The organism is Heterorhizobium halophytocola (assembly GCF_017873095.1).
Classification (GTDB): domain Bacteria; phylum Pseudomonadota; class Alphaproteobacteria; order Rhizobiales; family Rhizobiaceae; genus Allorhizobium; species Allorhizobium halophytocola.
The window spans coordinates 306368-328375 of record NZ_JAGGJU010000004.1; the positions used below are offsets into that span (position 1 = coordinate 306368).

Annotated in this window: 18 protein-coding genes; 5 read left to right on the top strand and 13 right to left on the bottom strand. The window is 64.7% G+C overall.

Annotated features, from left to right (window positions below; translation table 11 throughout):
• Window positions 1-188: 188 nt before the first annotated feature.
• Entirely contained in the window at window positions 189-1952 is a 1764-nt protein-coding gene (locus J2Z17_RS09305) for a phospholipase D-like domain-containing protein (protein WP_209944142.1), read from the top strand.
• Window positions 1953-1982: 30 nt separating this feature from the next.
• On the opposite strand, the gene J2Z17_RS09310 is transcribed toward J2Z17_RS09305, so the two are convergent.
• A complete protein-coding gene (locus J2Z17_RS09310; protein ID WP_342454390.1) occupies window positions 1983-3335 on the bottom strand; it encodes a putative bifunctional diguanylate cyclase/phosphodiesterase in 1353 nt (450 codons plus the stop codon).
• 122 nt (window positions 3336-3457) lie between these two features.
• On the opposite strand from J2Z17_RS09310, the gene mutL reads away from it, so the two are divergent.
• A complete protein-coding gene (gene mutL, locus J2Z17_RS09315) occupies window positions 3458-5284 on the top strand; it encodes a DNA mismatch repair endonuclease MutL (RefSeq protein WP_209944144.1) in 1827 nt (608 codons plus the stop codon).
• Between the two features lie 101 nt (window positions 5285-5385).
• On the top strand, window positions 5386-5619 hold the full coding sequence (locus tag J2Z17_RS09320) for a DUF2093 domain-containing protein (protein WP_377300046.1): 234 nt from the start codon (window positions 5386-5388) through the stop codon (window positions 5617-5619).
• 53 nt (window positions 5620-5672) lie between these two features.
• On the opposite strand, the gene lpxK is transcribed toward J2Z17_RS09320, so the two are convergent.
• The 6 genes from lpxK to J2Z17_RS09350 all read right to left on the bottom strand — a co-directional run bounded on the left by lpxK (window position 5673) and on the right by J2Z17_RS09350 (window position 11525).
• Window positions 5673-6731, bottom strand: coding sequence for a tetraacyldisaccharide 4'-kinase (lpxK, locus tag J2Z17_RS09325; protein ID WP_209944146.1), 1059 nt, complete (start codon window positions 6729-6731; stop codon window positions 5673-5675).
• 106 nt (window positions 6732-6837) lie between these two features.
• Window positions 6838-7557 (bottom strand): HAD family hydrolase, encoded by a 720-nt coding sequence (locus tag J2Z17_RS09330; RefSeq protein WP_209944148.1) that lies wholly within the window; start codon window positions 7555-7557, stop codon window positions 6838-6840.
• Between the two features lie 23 nt (window positions 7558-7580).
• The gene (gene waaA / locus J2Z17_RS09335; RefSeq protein ID WP_209944150.1) at window positions 7581-8900 is read right to left on the bottom strand and encodes a lipid IV(A) 3-deoxy-D-manno-octulosonic acid transferase; all 1320 of its coding nucleotides are present in this window, start codon (window positions 8898-8900) and stop codon (window positions 7581-7583) included.
• A gap of 141 nt (window positions 8901-9041) precedes the next feature.
• Window positions 9042-9284 (bottom strand): DUF4170 domain-containing protein, encoded by a 243-nt coding sequence (locus tag J2Z17_RS09340; RefSeq protein ID WP_209944152.1) that lies wholly within the window; start codon window positions 9282-9284, stop codon window positions 9042-9044.
• 60 nt (window positions 9285-9344) lie between these two features.
• A complete protein-coding gene (locus J2Z17_RS09345) occupies window positions 9345-10154 on the bottom strand; it encodes a 3'(2'),5'-bisphosphate nucleotidase CysQ (protein WP_209944154.1) in 810 nt (269 codons plus the stop codon).
• Between the two features lie 24 nt (window positions 10155-10178).
• Window positions 10179-11525, bottom strand: a complete 1347-nt coding sequence (locus tag J2Z17_RS09350; protein WP_209944156.1) for a TldD/PmbA family protein — start codon at window positions 11523-11525, stop codon at window positions 10179-10181.
• Between the two features lie 132 nt (window positions 11526-11657).
• On the opposite strand from J2Z17_RS09350, the gene J2Z17_RS09355 reads away from it, so the two are divergent.
• Window positions 11658-13469, top strand: a complete 1812-nt coding sequence (locus J2Z17_RS09355; RefSeq protein WP_209944158.1) for a monovalent cation:proton antiporter-2 (CPA2) family protein — start codon at window positions 11658-11660, stop codon at window positions 13467-13469.
• Between the two features lie 321 nt (window positions 13470-13790).
• Here the strand turns inward: J2Z17_RS09355 and J2Z17_RS09360 are convergent, their stop codons facing one another.
• The 3 genes from J2Z17_RS09360 to J2Z17_RS09370 all read right to left on the bottom strand — a co-directional run bounded on the left by J2Z17_RS09360 (window position 13791) and on the right by J2Z17_RS09370 (window position 17048).
• A complete protein-coding gene (locus J2Z17_RS09360; protein WP_209944355.1) occupies window positions 13791-14624 on the bottom strand; it encodes a patatin-like phospholipase family protein in 834 nt (277 codons plus the stop codon).
• A gap of 75 nt (window positions 14625-14699) precedes the next feature.
• The gene (rsmD, locus tag J2Z17_RS09365; RefSeq protein WP_209944160.1) at window positions 14700-15260 is read right to left on the bottom strand and encodes a 16S rRNA (guanine(966)-N(2))-methyltransferase RsmD; all 561 of its coding nucleotides are present in this window, start codon (window positions 15258-15260) and stop codon (window positions 14700-14702) included.
• A gap of 6 nt (window positions 15261-15266) precedes the next feature.
• On the bottom strand, window positions 15267-17048 hold the full coding sequence (locus J2Z17_RS09370) for a pseudouridine synthase (RefSeq protein WP_209944162.1): 1782 nt from the start codon (window positions 17046-17048) through the stop codon (window positions 15267-15269).
• A 91-nt stretch (window positions 17049-17139) separates the two neighbouring features.
• Between J2Z17_RS09370 and J2Z17_RS09375 the strand changes: the two genes are divergently transcribed.
• Window positions 17140-17580, top strand: a complete 441-nt coding sequence (locus J2Z17_RS09375) for a nucleoside deaminase (RefSeq protein ID WP_209944357.1) — start codon at window positions 17140-17142, stop codon at window positions 17578-17580.
• Window positions 17581-17627: 47 nt separating this feature from the next.
• Here the strand turns inward: J2Z17_RS09375 and J2Z17_RS09380 are convergent, their stop codons facing one another.
• The 3 genes from J2Z17_RS09380 to ileS form a co-directional block, all read right to left on the bottom strand.
• On the bottom strand, window positions 17628-18107 hold the full coding sequence (locus J2Z17_RS09380; RefSeq protein WP_209944164.1) for a GNAT family N-acetyltransferase: 480 nt from the start codon (window positions 18105-18107) through the stop codon (window positions 17628-17630).
• Between the two features lie 66 nt (window positions 18108-18173).
• A complete protein-coding gene (locus J2Z17_RS09385; protein WP_209944166.1) occupies window positions 18174-18803 on the bottom strand; it encodes a hypothetical protein in 630 nt (209 codons plus the stop codon).
• A gap of 136 nt (window positions 18804-18939) precedes the next feature.
• Window positions 18940-21861 (bottom strand): isoleucine--tRNA ligase, encoded by a 2922-nt coding sequence (ileS, locus tag J2Z17_RS09390; RefSeq protein ID WP_209944168.1) that lies wholly within the window; start codon window positions 21859-21861, stop codon window positions 18940-18942.
• Window positions 21862-22008 lie beyond the last annotated feature (147 nt).

Genomic DNA, 22008 nt, shown 5'->3' on the forward strand with positions numbered 1-22008 from the left:
CAAAAAAAGAGCGGTGCTTCGGCGCCGCTTTTTTTATGCATGAAGACAAGCCGTCCGCGGTGCCCGATGACCCGGCCGCAACTGCGCTTGCGGCGTGACAACATTATCCCTTGCCTTCCGCCCGACAACACGCAAAAGTAGCATTTCACGACGCGCCAACCTTTTTGGACGTCCGGGAGGATCCGGTCATGCGCAGTTCCGAGAAGGCGGACGGCTTTTCCGTCCACGCGATTTCCGGCAGTCACGCGGTGCTGCTGGCGATGAATGCGACGCCGGAAGCGCGCCGCCATCTGGCAGGCTTCGCGATCGGCATGGTCGGCCCCGAGGGGCCGCGATGGCTGCGCGGGTTCAAGTTCTTCAAAAGCCGTGTCCCCGACCCGAAGCCCGGCGAGCGGCGGTCGACGCACGACCATCCGATCCAGTCCTTCCTCTGGGGTCACTATTCCGCCGAACCCGGCGAGCGCTACCACTATGTCATCCGCCCGATGTTCTTCCCGGCCGATGGCGACCCGGCCCACCTGCGGCCTGGCACGGATCTGACAATTGCGGTACGCACAGAGGAGAGCGAGACCGGCACCCATTCGGTGTTCTTCAATCGCGGGGCGATCGTCAGCCAGGCCTTTGCCGAGCGTTTCGGCAACCGCGCTCCGGCAAATCCGGACGATCCTGCCGATGAAGAGGTTCGCTGGCTGTCGCGCGGGCTTCTCGAGGCAGCGCTCGGCTTCATCGCCGAGGCCGGTGGCCCGTCCTTCGAGCTGCGCTGCTGTTTCTACGAGCTCACCTACAAGCCCGTTCTGGACGCCCTGAGGGCCGCCGCCATGGCCGGCGCCAAGGTGCAGGTGATCTTCGATGCCGGCCATGTGCTCGCCTCCGGCGAACTGGACATCGATGTGACCGCCAAAGCCAATCTGGAAACGGTCGCCCAATATGCCGATGTCGCCGGCCTGACCTTCCACAAGCGCACCCGGCACATCTCCATTCCCCATAACAAGTTCATGATCCTGTTGAAGGACGGCGTGCCGCAGACGCTGTGGACCGGATCGACCAACATCACCCCCTCGGGCTTTCTCGGCCAGACCAATGTCGGGCACCTGGTCCGCGATCCGGTCGTCGCGTCGACCTACAACGACTATTGGCAACAGCTGGCGACAGACCCGGACCGCAAGCAGCTGAAGGCCTGGGTCGACGCCAACAATCCCGAGCCCAAGGGGCCGCTGCCGGGGCATGGCACCTCGGTGGTGTTTTCTCCCCGCCCTTCGCAACGCATGCTCAAATGGTATGGCGAGCGGATCGATGCGGCGGAGCAGACGGTGATGCTGACGGCGGCCTTCGGCGTGACCCGCGAACTGGCCGCACATTTCGACAATGATCGCGACTACCTGCGCTTCCTGCTGATGGAGCGGGCCAATGCAAGCCCGGAAACCCAGGCCATGCTGGAGCGGGACCGCGACACGCGCATCGCGCTCGGCATGCCGCTCGGTCGCGACACCTTCGGGCGCAAGCTGCCGGGCTGGAAGCTCGACCAGTGGCTGCTGGAGGAAGACCATTTCCGCCACGAGGGCCATGTCTTCTACGTCCATACCAAGCTGATGGCGATCGATCCCCTGACGGCAAGCCCGCAGATCTTTTCCGGATCGGCCAATTTCTCGCCCGCCTCCCTGTCGTCGAACGACGAGAACATGCTGCTGATCTCGGGCGACAGCCGGGTGGCCGACATCTACACGACGGAATTCTTTCGCCTGTTCAACCACTTCTATTTTCGCACCGTGGCGAATGCCGTGGCGGGACGCGGGCAAGCGCCGGGCCAGGGGCCGGACGCGGACGGCGGCCAGGGCGGCCAACTGGGCAAGGTGGTCTATCTCGATCCAACCGACCGCTGGACCAACAGCTATTTCCAGGAGGGAAGCTATCATTCCCGCCGTCGAACGCTGTTCGGGGTCAGTCCGTCTTGAGGGCAGCTTGGCCCGCTCGTCGGCGAGCGCTCAGCTCCAGGAAGCGGCCCTGGGCAGACCGGCATTCTTGATATAGGCGAGCGTGGCTGCCGCATCGGCGGGCTTGCCGAAGAAATAGCCCTGCGCCATGCCGCAGCCGAGACTGCGTAGCGTCTCGCCCTCCTCGGGCGTTTCGATACCCTCGGCCACCGTCTTCAGGCCCAGCCCCTCGCACATGGCTACCACCGCCTTGACGATATGGGCGGCCGCGCGATCCTGGTCGATACCGGACACGAAAGCCCGGTCGATCTTCACCTTGTCGAAGATGAAATCGCGCAGGCGCCCGAGGCTCGACTGGCCCGTGCCGAAATCGTCGAGCGCGATGGCAATGCCGGCCGACCGCAATTCGGCGATGATCCGCCTTGCGGTGTCGGGCGACGTCATCACCGCCGTCTCGGTGATCTCGAGCTCGATGCGATAGGGATCGACACCGACGCTGTCGAGAATGGCCAGCGTGTTGACCGCCGTGCGTGGATCGGTCATCTGCGCCGACGACAGGTTGAATGACAGGAACAGTTCCGGCGGCCAGGCGAGCATCGATTCCGCCGCCTTGCGCAACAGCGCCTCCGACAGGGTGTCGATAAAGCCGCGCTCTTCGGCAAGCGGCACGAAGACCGCGGGCGAGACGAAACCGAGTTCCGGATCGTTCCAGCGGGCCAGCGCCTCGAAACCGACCAGCCGCGTGTCCTTCAGCCGGACGATCGGCTGGAAATGCACGTCGATCACGTCGTTGATGATCGCATTGCGCAGCGTCTGCTCCAGTTGCGTGGCGCGACGCATGTCCTCGGCAATCGTCGTCGAATAGACCGTAATCGCGCCACGCCCCTGGCGCTTGGAACGATAAAGCGCGGTTTCCGCCGATTTGATCAGCGCATCGAATTCATCCCCTGCAAACGGATAGATGGCAAAGCCGAGCGAGGCGGAGAGCCGCACATTGCGATCGCCCAGGTCATAGGGGGCCGACAGCACGTCCTTGATCAGCTCGCCGAGCCGGATCGCCGTCTGCTCCTCGAAGACCAGCGGCAGGAGCAGCGCGAAACCATCGCCGCGATCGCGCACCACCATCGCGCCCTCGGGTACGCAGGCCTTCAGCCGGTGCGCCACCTGGGAGAGGATTTCGTCGCCGCCGACCGTGCCGAAAAGATCATTGATCGGCCGGAAGCCATCAAGATTGACGAGGGCAATGGTGAACGGCGCCGGATCGGCGGCCCGCTCCGACACCAGCATGGCGACCTTGTCGCGCAGTCGATTGCGATTGCCCAGTCGCGTCAGCGGATCGGTGTAGGTGTCCGACGGCCGTTCACCGGCCGCATCCGGTCCTTGCTGGTCTTCTTGCGCACCCACGCCGCGTCTCGTTCCGATTGAATTTTGCCACAGCTTGAAAACATACGCGCAAATCTCTTAAGAATCACGAGCCTTCTGATGCGCCCCCTTCCCTCCGATCCGCGAATCCGCGAAAATGGATCATGGCCATCCAGCAACTCTCAGAAACACTGATCAACCAGATAGCCGCCGGCGAGGTCATCGAACGTCCCGCAAGCGCTGCTAAGGAACTGATCGAGAATGCCATCGATGCCGGGGCGACCCGGATCGAAATCGCGACGGCCGGCGGCGGCAAGGCCCTGCTGCGGGTCACCGACAACGGCTCTGGGATGAGCGCCGAGGATCTGGTGCTTGCCGTGCGACGGCATTGCACCTCGAAGATCAGCGGCGGCCTCGACGATATCCGCAGCCTCGGCTTTCGTGGCGAGGCATTGCCGTCGATCGGCTCGGTCGCCAGGCTTACGATTTCCAGCCGGTTGAAGGGCGGCGACGGTTTCGAGATCGCGATCGAAGGCGGCAAGGTGTCCGATGTGCGCCCGGCCGGTGCCAATCCCGGCACCGTCGTCGAGGTGCGCGACCTGTTCTTCGCCACGCCGGCGCGGCTGAAATTTCTAAAAACCGAGCGGGCGGAAGCGGCCGCGATCACCGAAATGGTCAAGCGGCTGGCGATCGCCTTCCCCCAGGTGCGCTTTACCTTGTCGGGCTCGGACCGCTCGACGCTCGAACTCAACGCCACCGGCGAGGACCGCCTGGCCCGCATCGCGCAGATCCTCGGCGCGGACTTCCGCGAAAACGCCATCGAACTGGACGCGGCGCGCGAGGATGTGGGGCTGACGGGCTTTGCCGGCGTGCCGACCTTCAATCGCGGCAATTCCGCCCATCAATACGCCTTCGTCAACGGCCGCCCGGTGCAGGACAAGCTGATCCTGTCAGCCATTCGCGGTGCCTATGCCGAGACCATTCCGCAGGGCCGTTATCCAGTCGCCGTGCTGTCGCTGACGCTCGATCCCGCCATGGTCGACGTCAATGTCCATCCGGCAAAGTCGGATGTGCGCTTCCGCGATCCGCAACTGGTGCGCGGCCTGATCGTCGGTGCCGTTCGCGAGGCGCTGCACCGGGAGGGCGACCGCGCCTCGACCACCGGCGCAAGCGGCATGATGCGCGCCTTCCGGCCGGGGTTTTCGGCGCAGCCGGCACCTGCCGCCAACTGGAGCGCCTCGGGTTCGCCCAGCCGGCCTTTCGGCAGCCCCGCAAGCAGCTTTGGCGGAGCGTCCGGCTTTGGAGAGGCGCAACAGGCCCGTTTTGCCGACTTCCAGTCACCCTCCGCGCGCAGCGAACCGGCCGAAATGGCGGCGGCGCGCCCGAATGGCGCAATCGAGATGCCCGCACAGCATCCGCTCGGCGCCGCCCGCGCGCAGGTGCACGAAAACTATATCGTCGCCCAGACCGGCGACGGGCTCGTCATCGTCGACCAGCATGCCGCCCATGAGCGACTCGTGTTCGAGAGCCTGCGCACGGCGCTGCGCGGCCGGCGCCTGCCCTCGCAGGGTTTGCTGATCCCCGAGATCATCGACCTGCCGGAAGAAGATTGCGACCGGCTGATCGCCCATGCCGAGGAACTCGACAAGCTGGGCCTGGCGATCGAACGCTTCGGGCCGGGCGCCATTGCCGTGCGCGAAACGCCGGCCATGCTGGGCGAGGTGGATTCGCCGGCGCTGGTGCGCCAGCTGGCCGACGAGATCGCCGAATGGGACACCGCCGGCGGGCTTGCCGCCAAGCTCGAGCATGTCGCCGCCACCATGGCCTGTCACGGATCGGTGCGGTCGGGCCGCGTGCTGCGGGTCGAGGAGATGAACGCGCTGCTGCGGCAGATGGAAGTGACGCCGGGATCCGGCCAGTGCAATCATGGCCGGCCGACCTATGTCGAACTGAAGCTCAGCGATATCGAACGCCTGTTCGGTCGCAGTTGACGCCGGTCGCGCTCGACATGGCCCGCGTCATCAAGTTTTTCTGGAAATCGCGCACGAGCCCGGTTATCTCAGGGTTACGCAGAGCACGAAAGGGCAAGGTCATGTTGAACCGGTTCGACAACGGTGGAAACCGCGAAGCGCGGCTCAAATATCTCGATGCCGACTTCCAGATCCTGTCGCCCGGCTCGCACGTCACCTGCGCCATGACCGGCAAGTCGATCCCGCTCGAGGAACTGCGCTACTGGAGCGTCAGCCGCCAAGAGCCTTATGTCGACTGCGCGGCATCGCTGGATGCGGAAAAGAGCGCCGGCGCGTTGCCGAACCAGAAGCGGTAACGGCCAGCCGGGTTTCGCACCAAGCCCAGGGCGCCGAGATCCTCTGCCCAGCCTCAGCCGCGTTTCACGCGACCCTGTTGCGGACCATCCGCATTGCGGCGACGGCGATAGGCATCGATTGCCAGATCGATGATCTTGCCCGGCGCCTGATGATCGTCGAAGGCCATGTCGACCTCCACCACTCTTGCAAGCGCCGCCAGGTCCGCCGAGCGGCCATGCCCGTGGCGCAACCGCACGAGATCCTTGGCCGTTGTCACCAGAACCAGATCCTGCGCCGAGGCCACCGACAGCAGTTCCTCGATCTCGTCGTCGCTGAGCGGCTGGTGGTCGGCAAAGCCGCGCCGCTCGACGATGACGCCCCCCTCCTCCTCGACCGTGCGGTAGAATTTGTCCGGATCGGCGATCCCGGCAAAGGCCAGAACCCTGGTGCCGGCCAGCCATTCGGTCTCTCGCGGCGTGATCGTCCCGACATAGATCGGCTTTCCGGCGCGTGCCGCGCTGCGCACGATCTTGTCGGCGGCCGGGCCGGACCCGACCTTCAGGATCGCCGACAGCCGCGCCATCTGCCGTTTCAGCGGTGCACGCATGGGGCCGCCCGGCACGATATGGCCATTGCCGATGCCGCGATGGGTGTCGATCACCACCAGCGCGAAATCGGCGTAGAGCGCATTGCTCTGGAAACCGTCGTCCATGATGATCAGGTCGGCGCCCTGCTCGATCAGCATCCTGGCGCCGGCGAGCCGTCTGCGGGAGATGACCGTCAGCCCTTCGCGGGCGAGAAGCAGCGGTTCGTCGCCGGTGGCCGCCGCCTTGTGGTGATCGTAATCGACCCGCGTCGTCACATCGAGCGAACCGCCATAGCCGCGGCTGAGAAAGCCGGGCGTCAGCCCCCTGGCGCGCGCCGCGCGCCCGAGCGTCAGGGCCGTCGGCGTCTTGCCCGCCCCGCCGACGGTAAAATTGCCGACACAGATCACCGGCACCGGCACCTTGCGCGGGCTTTTGGCGCGCATGCGCCAGCCGGCAATGCGTCCATAGAGAAAGCTGATCGGCCAGAGCATGCGGGCCCGCCAGTCCGGCCTTTTCCACCAGAAGGGCGGCGCGTCCGAAATCATATACTCAACTCTCCCCTGCGGGCCTTGCTGTCCGCCTGACAATTACGGTCTTCTAAATAGACGCCAAAGCCTTGATCGTGCAAGGCGATCCGGAAATCTTGGCGCCTCAGGCGGGCGTACTTGCGCCAAGCAGGCCCGGCAAATGGGAAATATCCGGGATCAGCATGTCACTGTCCGCCTGCAGGCTTTCGCGCGAACCGGTGCCCGAGAGCACGCCGATCTTCAGTCCCGCCCCGGCATTCAGCCCCATATGCAGATCGTGGTTGTTGTCGCCGACCACCGCCACCTGTGCCGGCCGAAGACCGGTTGCGGCGCAGAAGCCGAGAACCATGCCGGCGGTGGGCTTGACGCCATGGCCACTGTCATAGCCGGCGACGAAATCGACATAGGGCGTCAGGGCGAAACGCTCGACCGTGCGGCGGATCGACCGTTCGTTGTCGCTGGAGGCAATGCCGAGTGCGAAACCCTGGTCCTTCAACGCCGCGAAGAGATCCGCAAGTTCTGTGATCGCAACCGAGTGGTCGGCGGCAGCAGCAAAGGCGATGTCGATCCGCTCGACCAGGTCTTCCAGCCCATGACCGGCACCATCGGCAATCAGGCTTTCTGCCAGTTCGCGCGTGTTACCGGAGGCAAACAGGCTGTCGGCGCGAATATGGCCGGTGACCGGGTCCATGCCGCAACGGTCAAGATACCGGTCGGCGATCGCCTGATCGCCCGACGCCGCCATGAGCGTCACCTCGCGATTGACGACTTCCCAGCTCTTGTCGAAATCGAGAAGCGTGCCGTCCTTGTCGAACAGGATGCCCTTGATCGCCGAGAATGTCATGTCGCCTCCTGCGTTCAGACCGGTCAACGGACCTGCGAGCGCGGCTCCAGCCGCGCCTTGACCGTCAGCGGGTTGAGATAGGGTTCCAGCCCCTTCATCGTCGTGGCCAGCGCGCCGCGCATGTTCTGTACGCATTCGGAACTCGCGTCGATCATCTTGTGCCGTGCAAGGTCATTGGTGGACAGGAAATGGACGGCCTTTGCCAGCATTTCTGCGTCCCGGATGATCTTGGCGCCGCCGCAGCGCACCAGCTTCTGATAGCTTTCACGAAAATTGTTGACCTTCGGACCGGACAGCACGGCGCAGCCGAGCATGGCCGGCTCCAGCGGATTCTGTCCGCCTTCCGCCGTCATCAGCGACCGGCCGACAAAGGCGATCTCGGTCAGCCGCAGATAGAGCCCCATCTCGCCGATCGTGTCGCCGAGAAAGATGTCGGTATCGGCGCCGATCACGTCATCGCGGCTGCGACGGGCCACCTTCAGGCCCTTGGATACCATCATCGCCGCGAGTTCGTCGGCGCGTTCGGGATGGCGCGGCACGATGATGGTCAGCTGGTCGTTCTTCGCCTTCAGCGCCCGGTGCACCATGACGGCCGCCTGCTCCTCGCCCTCGAAGGTGGAGATCGCGGCCCATGTCCGGCGCTTGCCGACCTGGCCCCGATAGCGGGCCAGCAATTGCGGATCGCAAGCCGGCGCATCGGTATCGACCTTGATATTGCCGGCGGCCGAGACAGGCCAGGCACCGAGATCCCTGTAGCGTTCCGCGTCGAGATCGGACTGGGCGATCACCAGGCCGAGCTTGCCGAACAGCTGTTCGGCCACCCCGTGGTTGTTCATCCAACGCTTGTAGGAGCGATCGGAAATGCGGGCATTGACCAGAATCTGCGGTACGTGGCGCCGCGACAACTCCAGGATCGTCGTCGGCCAGATCTCCGACTCGACCGAAATCGCGGCATCCGGCTTCCAGTGGTTGAGAAAGCGGCCGATCGCCGGCTCGACATCAAGCGGCACATATTGGTGGATCACCTCGTCGCCGAGACGCCGGTTGATGACTTCGGCGGAGGTGACGGTGCCCGAGGTCAGCAGCACATGGATATCGCGCCGCTTGAGCTCGCGCATCAGCGGCACGACGGCCAGCGTCTCGCCGACACTGGCGGCATGCACCCAGACGAGAGGACCATCGGGCCGTTCCAGGCTCGGATAACCGAAGCGCTCGGGCTTGCGGGCGCGGTCTTCCTTGCCCTTGGCCGCGCGCACGGCAAACAGCAAGCCGCTGAATGGATAGGCTGCGATGCCTGCCAGACGGTAGGCGGCAAGTGCGATCGATGCCATTCCGCTGCGCATTGCGTCTACAAACCCGTTTTTGCGTGTGACGCGCCTGCTGTCAGGAAAACGCAGCGGACGCAGGAAAACAAGTGAAGTAAAATTTTGCTTAAATAATGATGCCCGACAACCAGCTGGCTTCGGGCATCAGGAAACGAATAGTCAGGCTGTCTTTTCGGCCGGATTCAGCAGCCGGTGCATGTGGACGATGAAATACCGCATATGGGCATTGTCCACCGTCTGCTGCGCCTTCGACTTCCACGCCGTCAGCGCGCTTGCATAGTCGGGATAAATTCCGACGATGTCCAGGTCGTTCAGGTCGCGAAACTGGACTTCCGTCAGGCTCGTCAATTCGCCACCGAAGACGAGGTGAAGAAGCTGCTTCTTGCCTTCGTTTTCCGTCATTGCTCTGGTCTTTCCGTTGGGTTTTCGTCGGCCCTCATCTGCGCGATTTCAGCGCAAAGGTCAACCGGGAGCGCGCCCGCCAAGACCCTGCAGCAGCCGCGGCATGATACCGATCGGCGCGGCACACAGCATTTCGTGGCGAACATCAGGCCGATTGTAGCGCAGCGGTTGTCCGTCCAGCCCACACAGCAGGCCGCCGGCGCGTTCGAGGATCAGGTCGGCGGCCGCTAGATCCCAGTCGTGGGAGTTGCGCTTGACCAGCGTCGCATCGATCCTGCCATCCGCCACAATCGCCAGACGGTAGGCCAGAGAGGGAATGTGGGGCACGCGTTCCAGCGTTTGGCGCAGGCCCGGCTCGACGGAGCCGAGCAGATCCTGGGGCGTTGCCAGCCGGAGCGGCGCGTCGCCTTGCGGCTGAGACACCGCGATTGCCGCGCCATTGCGGGTCGGCACGAGGCCGGCGGCGGCGAGAAACTCTTCGTTAAGGACGGGAGCAAAAAGGGCGGCGGCAACGGGTCGACCGTGATGAACCACCGCGACACTGACGCACCAGGTCTCCTCGCCGGCGATGAAGGCGCGGGTGCCGTCGATCGGATCGACGACGAAGACCGTCTCGCAATCGAGCCGCGCGGCATCGTCGTCGTTTTCCTCCGACAGCCAGCCATAGGTCGGTCTGGCCGGACGCAGCATCTCTTCCAGCAGCGTGTTGGCGGCAAGATCGGCGGCGCTGACGGGCGAGCGGCCCTCGTTCTTGAACCAGACGTCCGGCGACTGGCGGAAATAGCCGAGCGCCACATCCCCGGCACGCCGTGCCGCCTCGCCGATCAGGGCAAGATCCAGCAGCCAGTCGTGGTTGTCTTTATCTGTCATGAGCTAACCGCTTAAGCACAGCCGTCACAGACCGGCAAGCGTCATGCCCTCGATTGCGATCGTCGGCGCGGCAACGCCGAACTTGCGATCGATGTCGTTGGCAACCGTCAGGCGCATGAACATGTCCTTCAGGTTGGAGGCGATGGTGACCTCCGACACGGGATAGGCGAGCTCTCCGTTCTCGATCCAGAAGCCGCTTGCGCCACGGCTGTATTCGCCGGTGATCATGTCGACGCCGTGGCCGATGAGTTCGGTGACGTAGAAACCGGTGCCGATCGAACGGATCAGGTCCTCGGGGGCAATATCCCCGGGCTCGAGCGCCAGATTGGTCGAGGATGGCGACACCGTGGTGCCGCCGCGCGAACCGCGCCCGTTCGTCTTGAGGCCAAGCTCGCGCGCTGTGGACGAGGAGAGGAACCAGTGCTTCAGCACCCCGTCCTCGATCATCGTCAACGCCTCGCCCTTGATCCCCTCGCCGTCGAAGGGACGCGAGGACGAGCCACGCATGCGCAGCGGATCATCGGTAATGTTGAGGCCGGCCTTCAGCACCTGCTGGCCCATCTTGTCGCGCAGGAAGGAGGTCTTGCGGGCGACGGAGGCACCGTTGATCGCACCGGCGATATGCCCGACGAAGCCGCGCGACACCCGCGGATCGAAGACCACCGTCAGATTGGAGCCGGTCGGCACCTGGCGCGGGTTGAGGCGGCGGACCACCCTGTCACCGGCCCGCTTGCCGATCTGCGCGGCATCGTCGAGATCTGCGGCATAGAGACGGCTGTCGAAATCGTGATCGCGCTCCATCTTCGTGCCTTCGCCGCCGATCACCCCGACGGAGCGGGAAAAGCGCGAGGCCATGTAGGAGCCGGAAAACCCGTGCGAGGTCACCAGCACGAGCCCGCCCATGCCGGCGGATGCCCCGGAACCTGCGGAATTCGTGACGCCCGGAACAGCAAGGGCAGCTCCTTCCATCGCAAGGGCTGCATCGGTCAGCTCTTCGGCCGACATTTCGGTCGGATCGAAAAGTTCGAGATCGGGATAGGACCGGGCAATATCGGCGTCATCGGCAAGGCCCGCATAGGGATCCTCGGGTGACACCCTGGCCATGGCGACCGCCCGTTCGGCCAGCGCCGTCAGGTCGAAGCCGGGATTGGCCGAGACGCTGGCGACCTTCTTGCCGACAAAGACGCGCAGCGAAAAATCGTCGCTCTCGGCGCTGTCGGTCGACTCGACCTTGCCGTTGCGCACGGAGACGGACCGTCCATGAGACCGGACGACAACCGCATCGGCGGCATCGGCACCGGCATTGCGCGCGAGATCGACAAGCTGTTCGGCACGCGACAGCAGGCTTTGGGAATCGAATTCAGAGGACATGGCTTGGCCTTTCGTTCCGGCACCATTTATTGTGATAGACGATGGTCATCAAGGGCGATGGCATGCGATTGTGCATTTCACCGCCTCTCAACGCCGTATTCCGATCAGCCACCAAGAGACAGACCGACGCCCATGAGCGCCTCCCACGGCCAGTTCTACGAAATCCTGCTCCTGCTTGGCGGTGCGGTCACAGCCGCGCCGATCTTCCGCAAGCTCGGGCTCAGCACCGTGCTCGGCTATCTCGCCGCCGGCGTCATGCTCGGGCCGATCATGCATCTTCTGCTGGATGCCGAGAGCGTTTTCAGCGTCGCGGAACTGGGTGTGGTGTTCCTGCTGTTCATCATCGGGCTGGAGCTGAAGCCGTCGCGCCTCTGGGCGCTGAAGGCCGACATATTCGCGCTCGGCACGGCACAGGTGGTCCTCAGCGGGCTTCTGCTGTCGGCCCTGCCGGTGGCGATCGGCCTGACGTCCTGGCGCGGCGGGCTGGTCGTCGGCTTTGGCCTGGCGCTGTCGTCGACGGCCTTTGCCATGCAGCTGCTCGACGACATGAACGACCGCAACACCCGTTATGGCCAGCGGGCCTTCTCGATCCTGCTGCTGCAGGACCTGGCGATCGTGCCGCTTCTGGCGCTGGTCAGCCTGCTCGGCGGCCATGGCGCCAGCGAGGCTGCCGATCCGCTGTGGTCGAGCATCCTGATCGCGGTCGTCACCATCATCGCGCTGATCGTCGCCGGCCGCTTTCTGCTGACGCCGCTGTTCCAGATCATCGCACGCACCGGTGCGCACGAGGTGATGATCGCGGCGGCCCTCTTCGTCGTGCTCGGATCGGCCATGCTGATGCAGGCTGTCGGCCTGTCGATGGCCATGGGCGCCTTCCTGGCCGGCGTGCTGCTGGCCGAATCGTCCTACCGGCACGAACTGGAAGCCGATATCGAGCCGTTTCGCGGTATCCTGCTGGCGCTGTTCTTCATGGCGGTCGGGCTATCGATGGATCTCGGCGCCATCCTCGACAATATCGCCCTCGTCATCGGCGGCGTGGTGGCGGTCATGGTGATCAAGGCTCTCGTGCTCTACGGCCTTGCCCGTGGGTTCGGCTCATCACACAATGATGCGGTCAGGATCGGCGCCTTGCTGCCGCAGGGCGGAGAGTTCGGCTTCGTGCTGTTCACCACGGCGTCGAGCGCCGGACTGTTTTCCACCAGCACCACATCGGTACTGATCTCCATCGTGACGCTCAGCATGGCCTGCACGCCGCTTGCCGCCCTGCTGTCGCGCCGTCTGCTCATCCAGGAACCGCACGAGGAACTGGAGGAGGATTTCGACGGGGCGGGGGCCGACGTGCTGATGATCGGCTTTTCACGCTTCGGCCAGATCGCGGCGCAGATCCTGCTGGCGAGCGGCCGCGAGGTCACGATCATCGACAACTCCGCCGACCGCGTGCGCCAGGCCGCCTCCTTCGGCTTCCGCATCTATTTCGGTGACGGCAACCGGCTCGACGTGCTGCGGGCTGCCGGGCTCGAAAGGGCGAAGCTCGTGGCCGTCTGCACCGCGCGGAAGGAGACCACCAATTTCATCGTCGACATGGTGCGCCAGCAATGCCCCGACGCCCGGCTCTTCGTGCGCGCCTATGACCGTATCCACAGCCTGGAGCTGCGGGCGAAGGATATCGATTTCGAACTGCGCGAAACGCTGGAATCGGGGTTGCTGTTCGGTCAGCGCGTCCTGGAAGGTCTCGGTGTCAGCGAGGAGGATGCAATCGCCATCAAGGACGATATCCGCCGCCGGGACGAGGAGCGCCTGCGCGTCCAGGCGACCCACGGCGTCACCGCCGGCCGCGACATGCTGCTCAACAGCCCCGTCCACCCCGAACCGCTCACCAAGCCCAAGCGATACACCGAGCCGCGGCCGGAAAGCGACGAGGACAGCAAGGCTGCCGCGGATTGAGGGGTGCGGTGAGAGCGTGCGACACCCCCCTCTGTCCTGCCGGACATCTCCCCCTCAAGGGGGAGATCAGCTGGGCGCGCTGCTTAGGCTCGATCCCCTGCGGGAGGCTGCCGACGCCCATTGAGGATCTAACGCTCTGTATCTGATTGTCTTCCTCGGTCGTCCGACCTACCACGACTAAAGCCGAGAGCCAGCCACACGGTGATCTCCCCCCTTGAGGGGGAGATGTCCGGCAGGAGAGAGGGGGTGGGCTGCAAATGACGCCATCGGCTGTGGCGCGAAACGAAGACCGCCCCACCAAAGACCGCACCCCCTCCCCGTTCAGCCCGCCTTGATCCGCGCTTCGATTGCCGTTTCGAGCTCCCGCTTCAGCTCGTCCTTGACGCCTTCGGTCGCCTCCAGCACCTGACGCGCCTTGAGGAAATCGAGAACGCCGAAGGCGTTGACCGGGGGGCGCAGGAAGATGTCGGGCCGGCCGAGCTGCAGTTTCAGCTGCATGGCCGAGAGCATCATCAGCTGGGTGGCGCCGAACAGGCTCTCCATCCGGGTGGGCGTCGTGGTACCGTCGCCCTCGGGGCCGCCGATCACGTCGACGCCGATGACGATATCGGCTGCCGCCCGCAGGTGCTCGTAGGGCACCGGATTGAAAAGCCCGCCGTCGATCATCACCCGGCCATTCAGCCGGACGGGCATGAACAGCGCCGGAATGGCGGCCGATGCCGCCAGCGCCTCATGCAGCTTGCCATCGGTCAGCACCGCCTCGCACTGGCCGTAATAATCGGTGGCAATCACCGTCAGCGGAATCTTCAGCTCGGCGAATTCGCTCGGAATTTCCGGCGGCAGGAAAGCCTCGAGAATGCGCTCCAGATTGAACTGACCGATGCGCAGACCGCCAAGCGCGTCGCGCATGCTGCCGGGACCGAGCGACCAGAGCCTGTTGGCGATCGTTCCGCGCTTGCCGATCGTCTCGATCGCATAGTCCCGCATTGCCAATCCGGAAAGACCGGCCGCCCGGCCGGCACCGATAATCGCGCCCATGGACGCGCCGGCGATTGCCACCGGCTCCAGGCCCATCTCGTCCAGCGCTTCCAGAACCGGGATATGCGCAAGGCCCCGCGCGCCGCCGGCGCCCAGCGCCAGGGCAATCGTCGGCATGGAGCCATTGGAAGGGGCAGCGACCGGGTCTACGACAATCTCGTTCACGGACGAACCTCCCGCCTCGTCAGGATTTCAGGATGGGCGGTAGCGGTAGAAATGCACCCGCGTGTCGCCGAAGCCGCGATCTTCGAGCATGACGAAGGCCGGATCAAGACCGGGCTCGACATCGGCCCGCTCTTCCAGGATGACCAGCGCCTCCGGCACGATCCAGCCACCGGTATGCGCTGCCGAGAGCGCCTTCTCGCCGAGCCCCTGAGCATAGGGCGGATCGGCGAAGACGAAGTGAAACGGCTCGACCCGGGCAACAGGACCGAGATCGGTCGCGTCGCGCCTGAGCATCTTGGCGCGACCATGCAGGCCGAGCGCATCGATATTTTCCCAGAGCAGACCGCGGCCCTCGACGCTGTTTTCGACAAACAGCGCCTGCCGGCAGCCGCGCGACAGCGCCTCTATGCCGACGGCGCCCGTGCCGGCGAACAGATCGAGGATACGCGTGCCATCGACGGCATCCGGATAGGCATGTGCCAGGATATTGAACAGGCTTTCACGCGTCCGGTCGGTCGTCGGCCGGATCGCGTTCGTCTTCGGCGTGGCCAGATTGCGGCCGCGGAACTCACCACCAACGATCCGCACGAAGCCTTACCTCTTGCCCTTGGGGGGACCATTGCGGGTGGGTGCCGGACGGCTGGAACCGCCGCGGCCACCGGGCTTTCCACCGAAAGGCTTGCCGCCGGGCTTCTTGGCATAGGGCTTGTCACCGCCACGCCCTTCGCCTGGGCGTCCTTCACCCGATCGTCCGTCGCCTGACCGGCCCTCGAAGCTGCGCCCCTCGCCGAAGGGCTTGCCGCCCCGCGGACCACGGGCGGTGCGTTCGCCGCGGCCGGTTTCGTCAGAGCGGCCGCCGCCGCCGTGATATGAGCGATCATCGCCGCCACGGTCACGGCGTTCGCCGAACCCGCCTTCGTCGCGCGAACGGCGCGGAGGACCGCTTTTCTTGTCCGGCCCTTCGGCGCGAATCCATTCGCCATCCTCGTCGCGGGCGCGGGCGACCGTCACGCGGAGCTCGTTCGGACGCACGGCCGGGCGCTCGTCGCGCTCGGGGCGGTTCGGACGAGCGGCCACCTTGGCGGCCTTCTTCTCGCCCATCGGACGGGCGCCGGGCGCCATCCAGACATTGGCGGTGCGGCTGGTGCCGAACGGCTTGCGCTTGTCATCCTCGCGCTTTTCGCCGTCACGCTTGCCGCCATCGCGCTTGTCCGCGGCGAAACCGCCACGGCGATCATCATCGCCGAATTTCTTCTTGAAGCCCCCCTTGCGATCTCCACCCTTGCGGTCGTCCTTGCCGCCAAAGGATTTCGGACCTGGCCCCTTGCGGGTGTCGAGACGGTCGCGGGCTTCCTCGCGCGGATCGTAGTCGCGGGCGCGCTTGGGCTTGTCCCAGCCGGTGGATTTCGCAGGCGCCGCCTTCGGCTTTGCGTCTTCCTCGTCTTCGCCGACCGGCGCATTGTAGATCGGCGCGTCGAAATTGGCCTTGGCGTCCTCTATCAGGCGGGGCCCGAGCTGATCGCGCAGCATGCGGCCACGCACTTCCAGCACCTTGCCCTCGTCGAGATCGCCGAGCTGGAACGGACCATAGGAAATGCGGATCAGGCGATTGACGTCGAGACCGAGGGCGCCCAGCACGTTCTTGATCTCGCGGTTCTTGCCTTCGCGAAGACCCATGGTGATCCAGACATTGTGGCCCTGCTTGCGGTCGAGCGTCGCATCGATCGCGCCGTAGAGCACGCCGTCGACGGCAATGCCTTCCTTCAGCTTGTCCAGCGCTTCCTGATCGACATCGCCATGGGCGCGCACGCGGTAGCGGCGCAGCCAGCCGGTGGTCGGCAGCTCCAGGACGCGGGCGAGCCCGCCGTCATTGGTCAGCAACAGCAGGCCTTCGGTATTGATATCGAGACGGCCTATGGACATCACCCGCGGCAGATCGCCGGGCAGGTTGTCGAACACGGTCGAGCGTCCTTCCGGATCGGCATTGGTGGTCACCAGGCCGGCCGGCTTGTGATAGAGCCAGAGCCGGGTGCGCTCGACGCCGCGGATCGGCTCGCCATCCACCGCGATCGTGTCGGCGAAGGTCGCGTTGACGACAGGCGTGTCGAGCACCTTGCCGTTGAGGCTGACCCGGCCCTCCATGATCATCCGCTCGACATCACGCCGCGAGGCGATGCCGGCGCGGGCGAGCAGCTTGGAAATGCGCTCGGGCTTGCCGGCGGCCACCCCCGTCTCGACCTCGGCCTGAGCCGGCCTTGGCGCACGCTTTTCCTCGGGCGCAGCATCCTTGCGCGGTCCCGGCTTGCGAGTCTTGGATGGGCCACCGCGCGCGGCCTTGCCGGCCGGCGGGCGTCTGGGCTTGTCTTTGAATGTCATTTGCTGTTTGCCTGTCGTTTGGCGTCTCCTATCAGGTCGAGGCCTTTTGGTTAAGAGGAAAGTTGTGATCGCGCGCGCAGGCAAGGGCTTCATGGCAGCGGCAATCGAGGAAGCACGGGCTGCAGGCGCACGCGGCGAAGTGCCGATCGGCGCCGTCCTGGTAAAAGACGGCGAGATCATCGCACGCGCCGGCAACGAGACACGCCGGTTGAACGACGTGACCGCGCATGCCGAGATCCTGGCGATCCGCCGGGCAGCGGCCACGCTTGCCGACGAGCGTCTTGTCGATGCCGATCTCTATGTGACGCTGGAGCCCTGCGCGATGTGCGCGGCGGCGATCTCGTTTGCCCGGATACGGCGCCTCTATTACGGCGCCGAAGATCCGAAGGGCGGCGGCGTCGACCATGGCGGCCGCTTCTATGCCCAGCCCACCTGTCATCATGCACCGGAGGTCTATTCGGGAATCGGCGAGGCCGAATCCGCCGAGATCCTGCGGGCCTTCTTCCAGGAAAGGCGCGTGGCGGAAGACTGAGGGCTCGACCAGGGCCGGTTCCGGTCCTGCGCTTTGGCGCTGCCTGCCTATTGCTCGGCAAGCGCCTTCAGCCTGTCGCCGGACAGGCGGTAGCGGATCCACTCGCTTTGCGGCTCGGCACCGACGCCGTCATAGACGCGGATCGCCGGGGTGTTCCAGTCGAGCACGCTCCACTCGAATCGGCCGCAGCCTTGCTCGAGCGCGATCTTCGCCAATTGCGTCAGGACGAAGCGGGCCCCACCCCGGCCGCGAAAGGCGGGGGCCACATAGAGGTCTTCGAGATAGAGGCCCTTGCGGCCCTGCCAGGTGGAGAAGCTGTAGAACCAGATCGCAAAGCCGGCGGCGACGGCATCCTTTTCCAGGATGAGGCAGGAAGTGACGGCGCCCGGCCCGAACATGGCGGCCTCCAGCGTCGCCTCAGTCGCCTCGACCTGGTCCAGCGCCTTTTCGAATTCCGCCAGGTCGCGGATGAACTGCAGAATGGTCGGCACGTCCTTGGCTGTCGCGCGGCGGATGGTAAAAGTCATGATGTCCCCTGAAACACGAAAGCAGGCCGCAAGGCCTGCTTTCTGAAACCTGTGTCGCTCACACGCTTACTGGAACGGCTTCCACCATTCGCTGGTCTGCTGGGCGGCCTTGGCTTCCTTCTTGCGACGCTTGGCCTTTTTCAGCTCGGGCTCGCCGAGGTCGTCGAGGCTTGCCTGTTCGGTCTCCCGATACTGGCTCGGCGGATCGGAGAGATAGCGGCGCTGGTCGAGATAGGCACCCTTCTGCAGGGCACGGGCATCGCGGAAGTCCTGCCATTTCTGCGTCTCGGTCCGGGTGCCGGCCTTGCCATAGCCTTCCAGCAGCGGCGAGCGGTAGTTCGGATCGTCGGCGTGTTCGCTGGCTTCCTGTCTCAGGCGCTCGCGGGTCTGCTCCGGCGACTCCAGCCATTCCGGATTGCTCTCGGACGAGGCCAGCGACTGCTGCGGGGCAACCAGCGCGGCCTGCTCGCCCTTCGGCGGCATGACCAGCTTGGGACGCGGGTTGTATTTCACGTCGGCCTTCTTGTCGGCCGGGCTGCCGATTGCAACGGCAGAGCCGACATCGTCCACCAACTGTTCCATGGCGGTCTTGTCGGTGCCGTATGTGGGACTGCCCACGCAACCCGAAAGCCCGGCGCATCCGACAAGAATGCCGGAGATCCCGACTGCAACTCGAAACAAATCTGCCCTGCTCATGCCAACCTTCCAGCCTTGCCGGCTTCCCTGCCCCCGACGGTCTTATCCTCGACCATCGCCTGCCGGAAAAATCCGGCCAATTTCAGGCAAATTACCGGAGGGCCCGCTAATGTGCAAACCCTCCGGTCAGATTTCGTTAATCCTGTTGCGCCAGTTCCCGCAGCGCAGCCGCATCGCGTGCCGAGACATCCGGATACTGCGGATCGGAGCCGACATCGGCGGTGATCTTCCAGGAGCGGGCGCATTTCGTGCCCTCCGCCAGCTTCGGCTCGACGGCAACCGTCGGGATATCGGCCAGGCGGAATGCCTCTGCCGGACCTTCGTCGGTTGCAATCGTGACACCCGAGGTGATGCAGATATCCGCCAGATCAAGCCCGTCCAGCACCTTCACAAGCGCCGGATCATTGATGTGGATAACAGGCGAGGCCTCCAGCGACGAGCCGATGCGCTTTTCGCGGCGCTCCACCTCGAGCGCGCCGGTCACCACCGTGCGGACCTTCTTGATCTTGGCCCATTTGGCATCGAGGTCCGGGTTCAGCCATTTGGCCGGCACCTCGGGGAACTGCTCCAGATGGACCGACTCGGCATCCGGATAGCGCGACAGCCACGCCTCCTCCATGGTGAACACCAGCATCGGCGCAAACCAGGCCACCAGGCAATCGAAGATGCGGCGGATGACGGCAAGCGCCGCCCGGCGACGCAGCGACGAGGGCGCGTCGCAATAGAGCGCGTCCTTGCGGATGTCGAAATAGAAGGCCGACAACTCGATATTGGTAAAGTCGATCAGCGCGCGGGTGATCCTCTTGAATTCGAAGGCGTCGTAGCCTTCGCGCACCAGCCTGTCGAGTTCGGCAAGACGATGCAGCATCAGCTTTTCGAGCTCCGGCATGTCGCCATAGGCGATCTCCTCGCCCTTGTCATGGGCGAGCGTGCCGAGCATCCAGCGCACCGTGTTGCGGATCTTGCGATAGCTGTCGATATTGGTCTGGATGATCGACTTGCCGACGCGCAGGTCCTCGGAATAGTCCGATGTCATCACCCAGAGCCGCAGGATGTCGGCACCCGAATCCTTCATCACGTCCTGGGGTGCGGTGACATTGCCCTTCGACTTCGACATCTTCTCACCCTTCTCATCCATGATGAAACCATGGGTGACAACGGCATTGTAAGGTGCACGGCCCCGCGTCGCGCAGCTTTCGAGCAGCGACGAGTGGAACCAGCCGCGGTGCTGGTCGGAGCCTTCCAGATAGACGTCGGCCGGCCATTTCAGGTCCGGGCGGTCTTCCAGCGTGAAGGTGTGGGTCGAGCCTGAATCGAACCAGACGTCGAGGATGTCCATGACCTGGATCCAGGGCTCGTTCGAACGCCCGCCGAGGAAGCGTTCGCGCGCGCCCTCGGCGAACCAGGCATCGGCGCCCTCGGCCTCGAAGGCTTCGAGGATACGGGCATTGACGGCCTCGTCGACCAGGATCTCGCCCTTGTCATCGGCAAAGATTGCAATCGGCACGCCCCAGGCGCGCTGGCGCGACAGCACCCAGTCCGGGCGTCCCTCGATCATCGCGCGCAGGCGGTTCTGGCCGCTGGCCGGAACGAAACGGGTGTCGTCGATGGCAGAGAGCGAACGGCTGCGCAAGGTGGTCTGGTCGTCGAGGTTCTTGTCCATGTAGACGAACCACTGCGGCGTGTTGCGGAAGATGATCGGCTTCTTCGAGCGCCAGGAATGCGGATAATCGTGCTTGATCCGGCCGCGGGCAAAGAGGTTGTTGGCCGCAATCAGGGCCTCGATGACGCGCTTGTTGGCATCGCCCTTCTTGCCGTCGTCGTCCATGACGCGGGCAGCACCGCCTTCGGCATCCGGGCCGAAGCCGGGGGCCTCGTCGGTGTAGAAGCCGGCATCGTCGACGGTGAACGGGATTTTTGACGAGATGCCGCGCGCTTCCAGGTCGCGGGCCCTGTCCATCCAGGCGTCGAAGTCCTCGCGACCATGGCTGGGCGCGGTGTGGACGAAACCGGTACCGGCGTCATCGGTAACATGGTCGCCGTCGAGCAGCGGCACCTGGAAGGTGTAGCCGAGGGCTGCCAGCGGATGGGCGCAGGTGATGGCTGCCAGCTCGGAGGATTCGACCGACCGGACCAGCGCCAGCGTCACCTTGGCCTTGGCCGCGCATTCTTCTGCCAGACGGGTAGCGAAGATCAGCTTTTCACCCGGCTGCGGGCCGAAGTCGTTTTCGGCGGCCGTGACCTCGTAGAGGCCGTACGGGTAGCGCGAGGAATAGGAGATCGCGCGGTTGCCGGGGATGGTCCAGGGCGTGGTCGTCCAGATGACGACCGAAGCTTCAAGTAGGTCCGATTTCCCGGATTCCCGTTCGACCTGGAGCATCTGTACCGGGAACTTCACCCAGATCGTGTCGCTCTCAACCTCATGATACTCCACCTCGGCCTCGGCGAGTGCCGTGCGCTCGACCACCGACCACATGATCGGCTTGGAGCCGCGATAGAGCTGGCCGGACCGGGCGATCTTCAACAGTTCGCCGGCGATCCGCGCTTCCGCGTGGAAATTCATCGTGGTGTAGGGATTGTCGAAGTCGCCCTCGATGCCCAGCCGCTTGAATTCTTCCGCCTGGATCTTGATCCAGTCGGCGGCAAAGTCACGGCATTCCTGGCGGAATTCGTTGACCGGGACTTCGTCCTTGTTCTTGCCCTTGGCGCGGTATTTTTCCTCGATCTTCCATTCGATCGGAAGACCGTGGCAATCCCAGCCCGGCACGTAGTTGGCATCATAACCGCGCATCTGGAACGAGCGGTTGATCACGTCCTTCAGGATCTTGTTCAGCGCATGGCCGATATGGATATTGCCATTGGCATAGGGCGGGCCGTCATGCAGGACGAATTTTTCCCGGCCGGCGGCCGAGGCACGCAGGCGCTTGTAGAGATCCATCTTCTGCCAGCGGGCCACCGTTTCCGGCTCCTTCTGCGGCAGGCCGGCCCGCATCGGAAAATCCGTCTGCGGCAGATAGAGGGTGGAGGAATAGTCTACTTTTTCAACGGTGTCGGTCATGATCTCGGCCAATCGGGCGCCCGGATGCGGGCCGCATAGAGTGTCTTCGTCAAGGGAGGGTGAAGGTCGCGCAACATCAAACATGCGCCTGTAGCCCGGACCCTCCGGCCTCGCAATCAGCGCGCGCGGAAGGCCGGGCCAATAATT

Excerpts from the sequence above, each read along its gene's own strand:
- J2Z17_RS09305 (WP_209944142.1), top strand. The coding sequence starts at position 189 with ATGCGCAGTTCCGAGAAGGCGGACGGCTTTTCCGTCCACGCGATTTCC.
- mutL (WP_209944144.1), top strand. The coding sequence starts at position 3,458 with ATGGCCATCCAGCAACTCTCAGAAACACTGATCAACCAGATAGCCGCC.
- J2Z17_RS09320 (WP_377300046.1), top strand. The coding sequence starts at position 5,386 with ATGTTGAACCGGTTCGACAACGGTGGAAACCGCGAAGCGCGGCTCAAA.
- lpxK (WP_209944146.1), bottom strand. The coding sequence starts at position 6,731 with ATGATTTCGGACGCGCCGCCCTTCTGGTGGAAAAGGCCGGACTGGCGG.
- J2Z17_RS09330 (WP_209944148.1), bottom strand. The coding sequence starts at position 7,557 with ATGACATTCTCGGCGATCAAGGGCATCCTGTTCGACAAGGACGGCACG.
- waaA (WP_209944150.1), bottom strand. The coding sequence starts at position 8,900 with ATGCGCAGCGGAATGGCATCGATCGCACTTGCCGCCTACCGTCTGGCA.
- J2Z17_RS09340 (WP_209944152.1), bottom strand. The coding sequence starts at position 9,284 with ATGACGGAAAACGAAGGCAAGAAGCAGCTTCTTCACCTCGTCTTCGGT.
- J2Z17_RS09345 (WP_209944154.1), bottom strand. The coding sequence starts at position 10,154 with ATGACAGATAAAGACAACCACGACTGGCTGCTGGATCTTGCCCTGATC.
- J2Z17_RS09350 (WP_209944156.1), bottom strand. The coding sequence starts at position 11,525 with ATGTCCTCTGAATTCGATTCCCAAAGCCTGCTGTCGCGTGCCGAACAG.
- J2Z17_RS09355 (WP_209944158.1), top strand. The coding sequence starts at position 11,658 with ATGAGCGCCTCCCACGGCCAGTTCTACGAAATCCTGCTCCTGCTTGGC.
- J2Z17_RS09360 (WP_209944355.1), bottom strand. The coding sequence starts at position 14,624 with ATGCCGACGATTGCCCTGGCGCTGGGCGCCGGCGGCGCGCGGGGCCTT.
- J2Z17_RS09370 (WP_209944162.1), bottom strand. The coding sequence starts at position 17,048 with ATGACATTCAAAGACAAGCCCAGACGCCCGCCGGCCGGCAAGGCCGCG.
- J2Z17_RS09375 (WP_209944357.1), top strand. The coding sequence starts at position 17,140 with ATGGCAGCGGCAATCGAGGAAGCACGGGCTGCAGGCGCACGCGGCGAA.
- J2Z17_RS09380 (WP_209944164.1), bottom strand. The coding sequence starts at position 18,107 with ATGACTTTTACCATCCGCCGCGCGACAGCCAAGGACGTGCCGACCATT.
- J2Z17_RS09385 (WP_209944166.1), bottom strand. The coding sequence starts at position 18,803 with ATGAGCAGGGCAGATTTGTTTCGAGTTGCAGTCGGGATCTCCGGCATT.
- ileS (WP_209944168.1), bottom strand. The coding sequence starts at position 21,861 with ATGACCGACACCGTTGAAAAAGTAGACTATTCCTCCACCCTCTATCTG.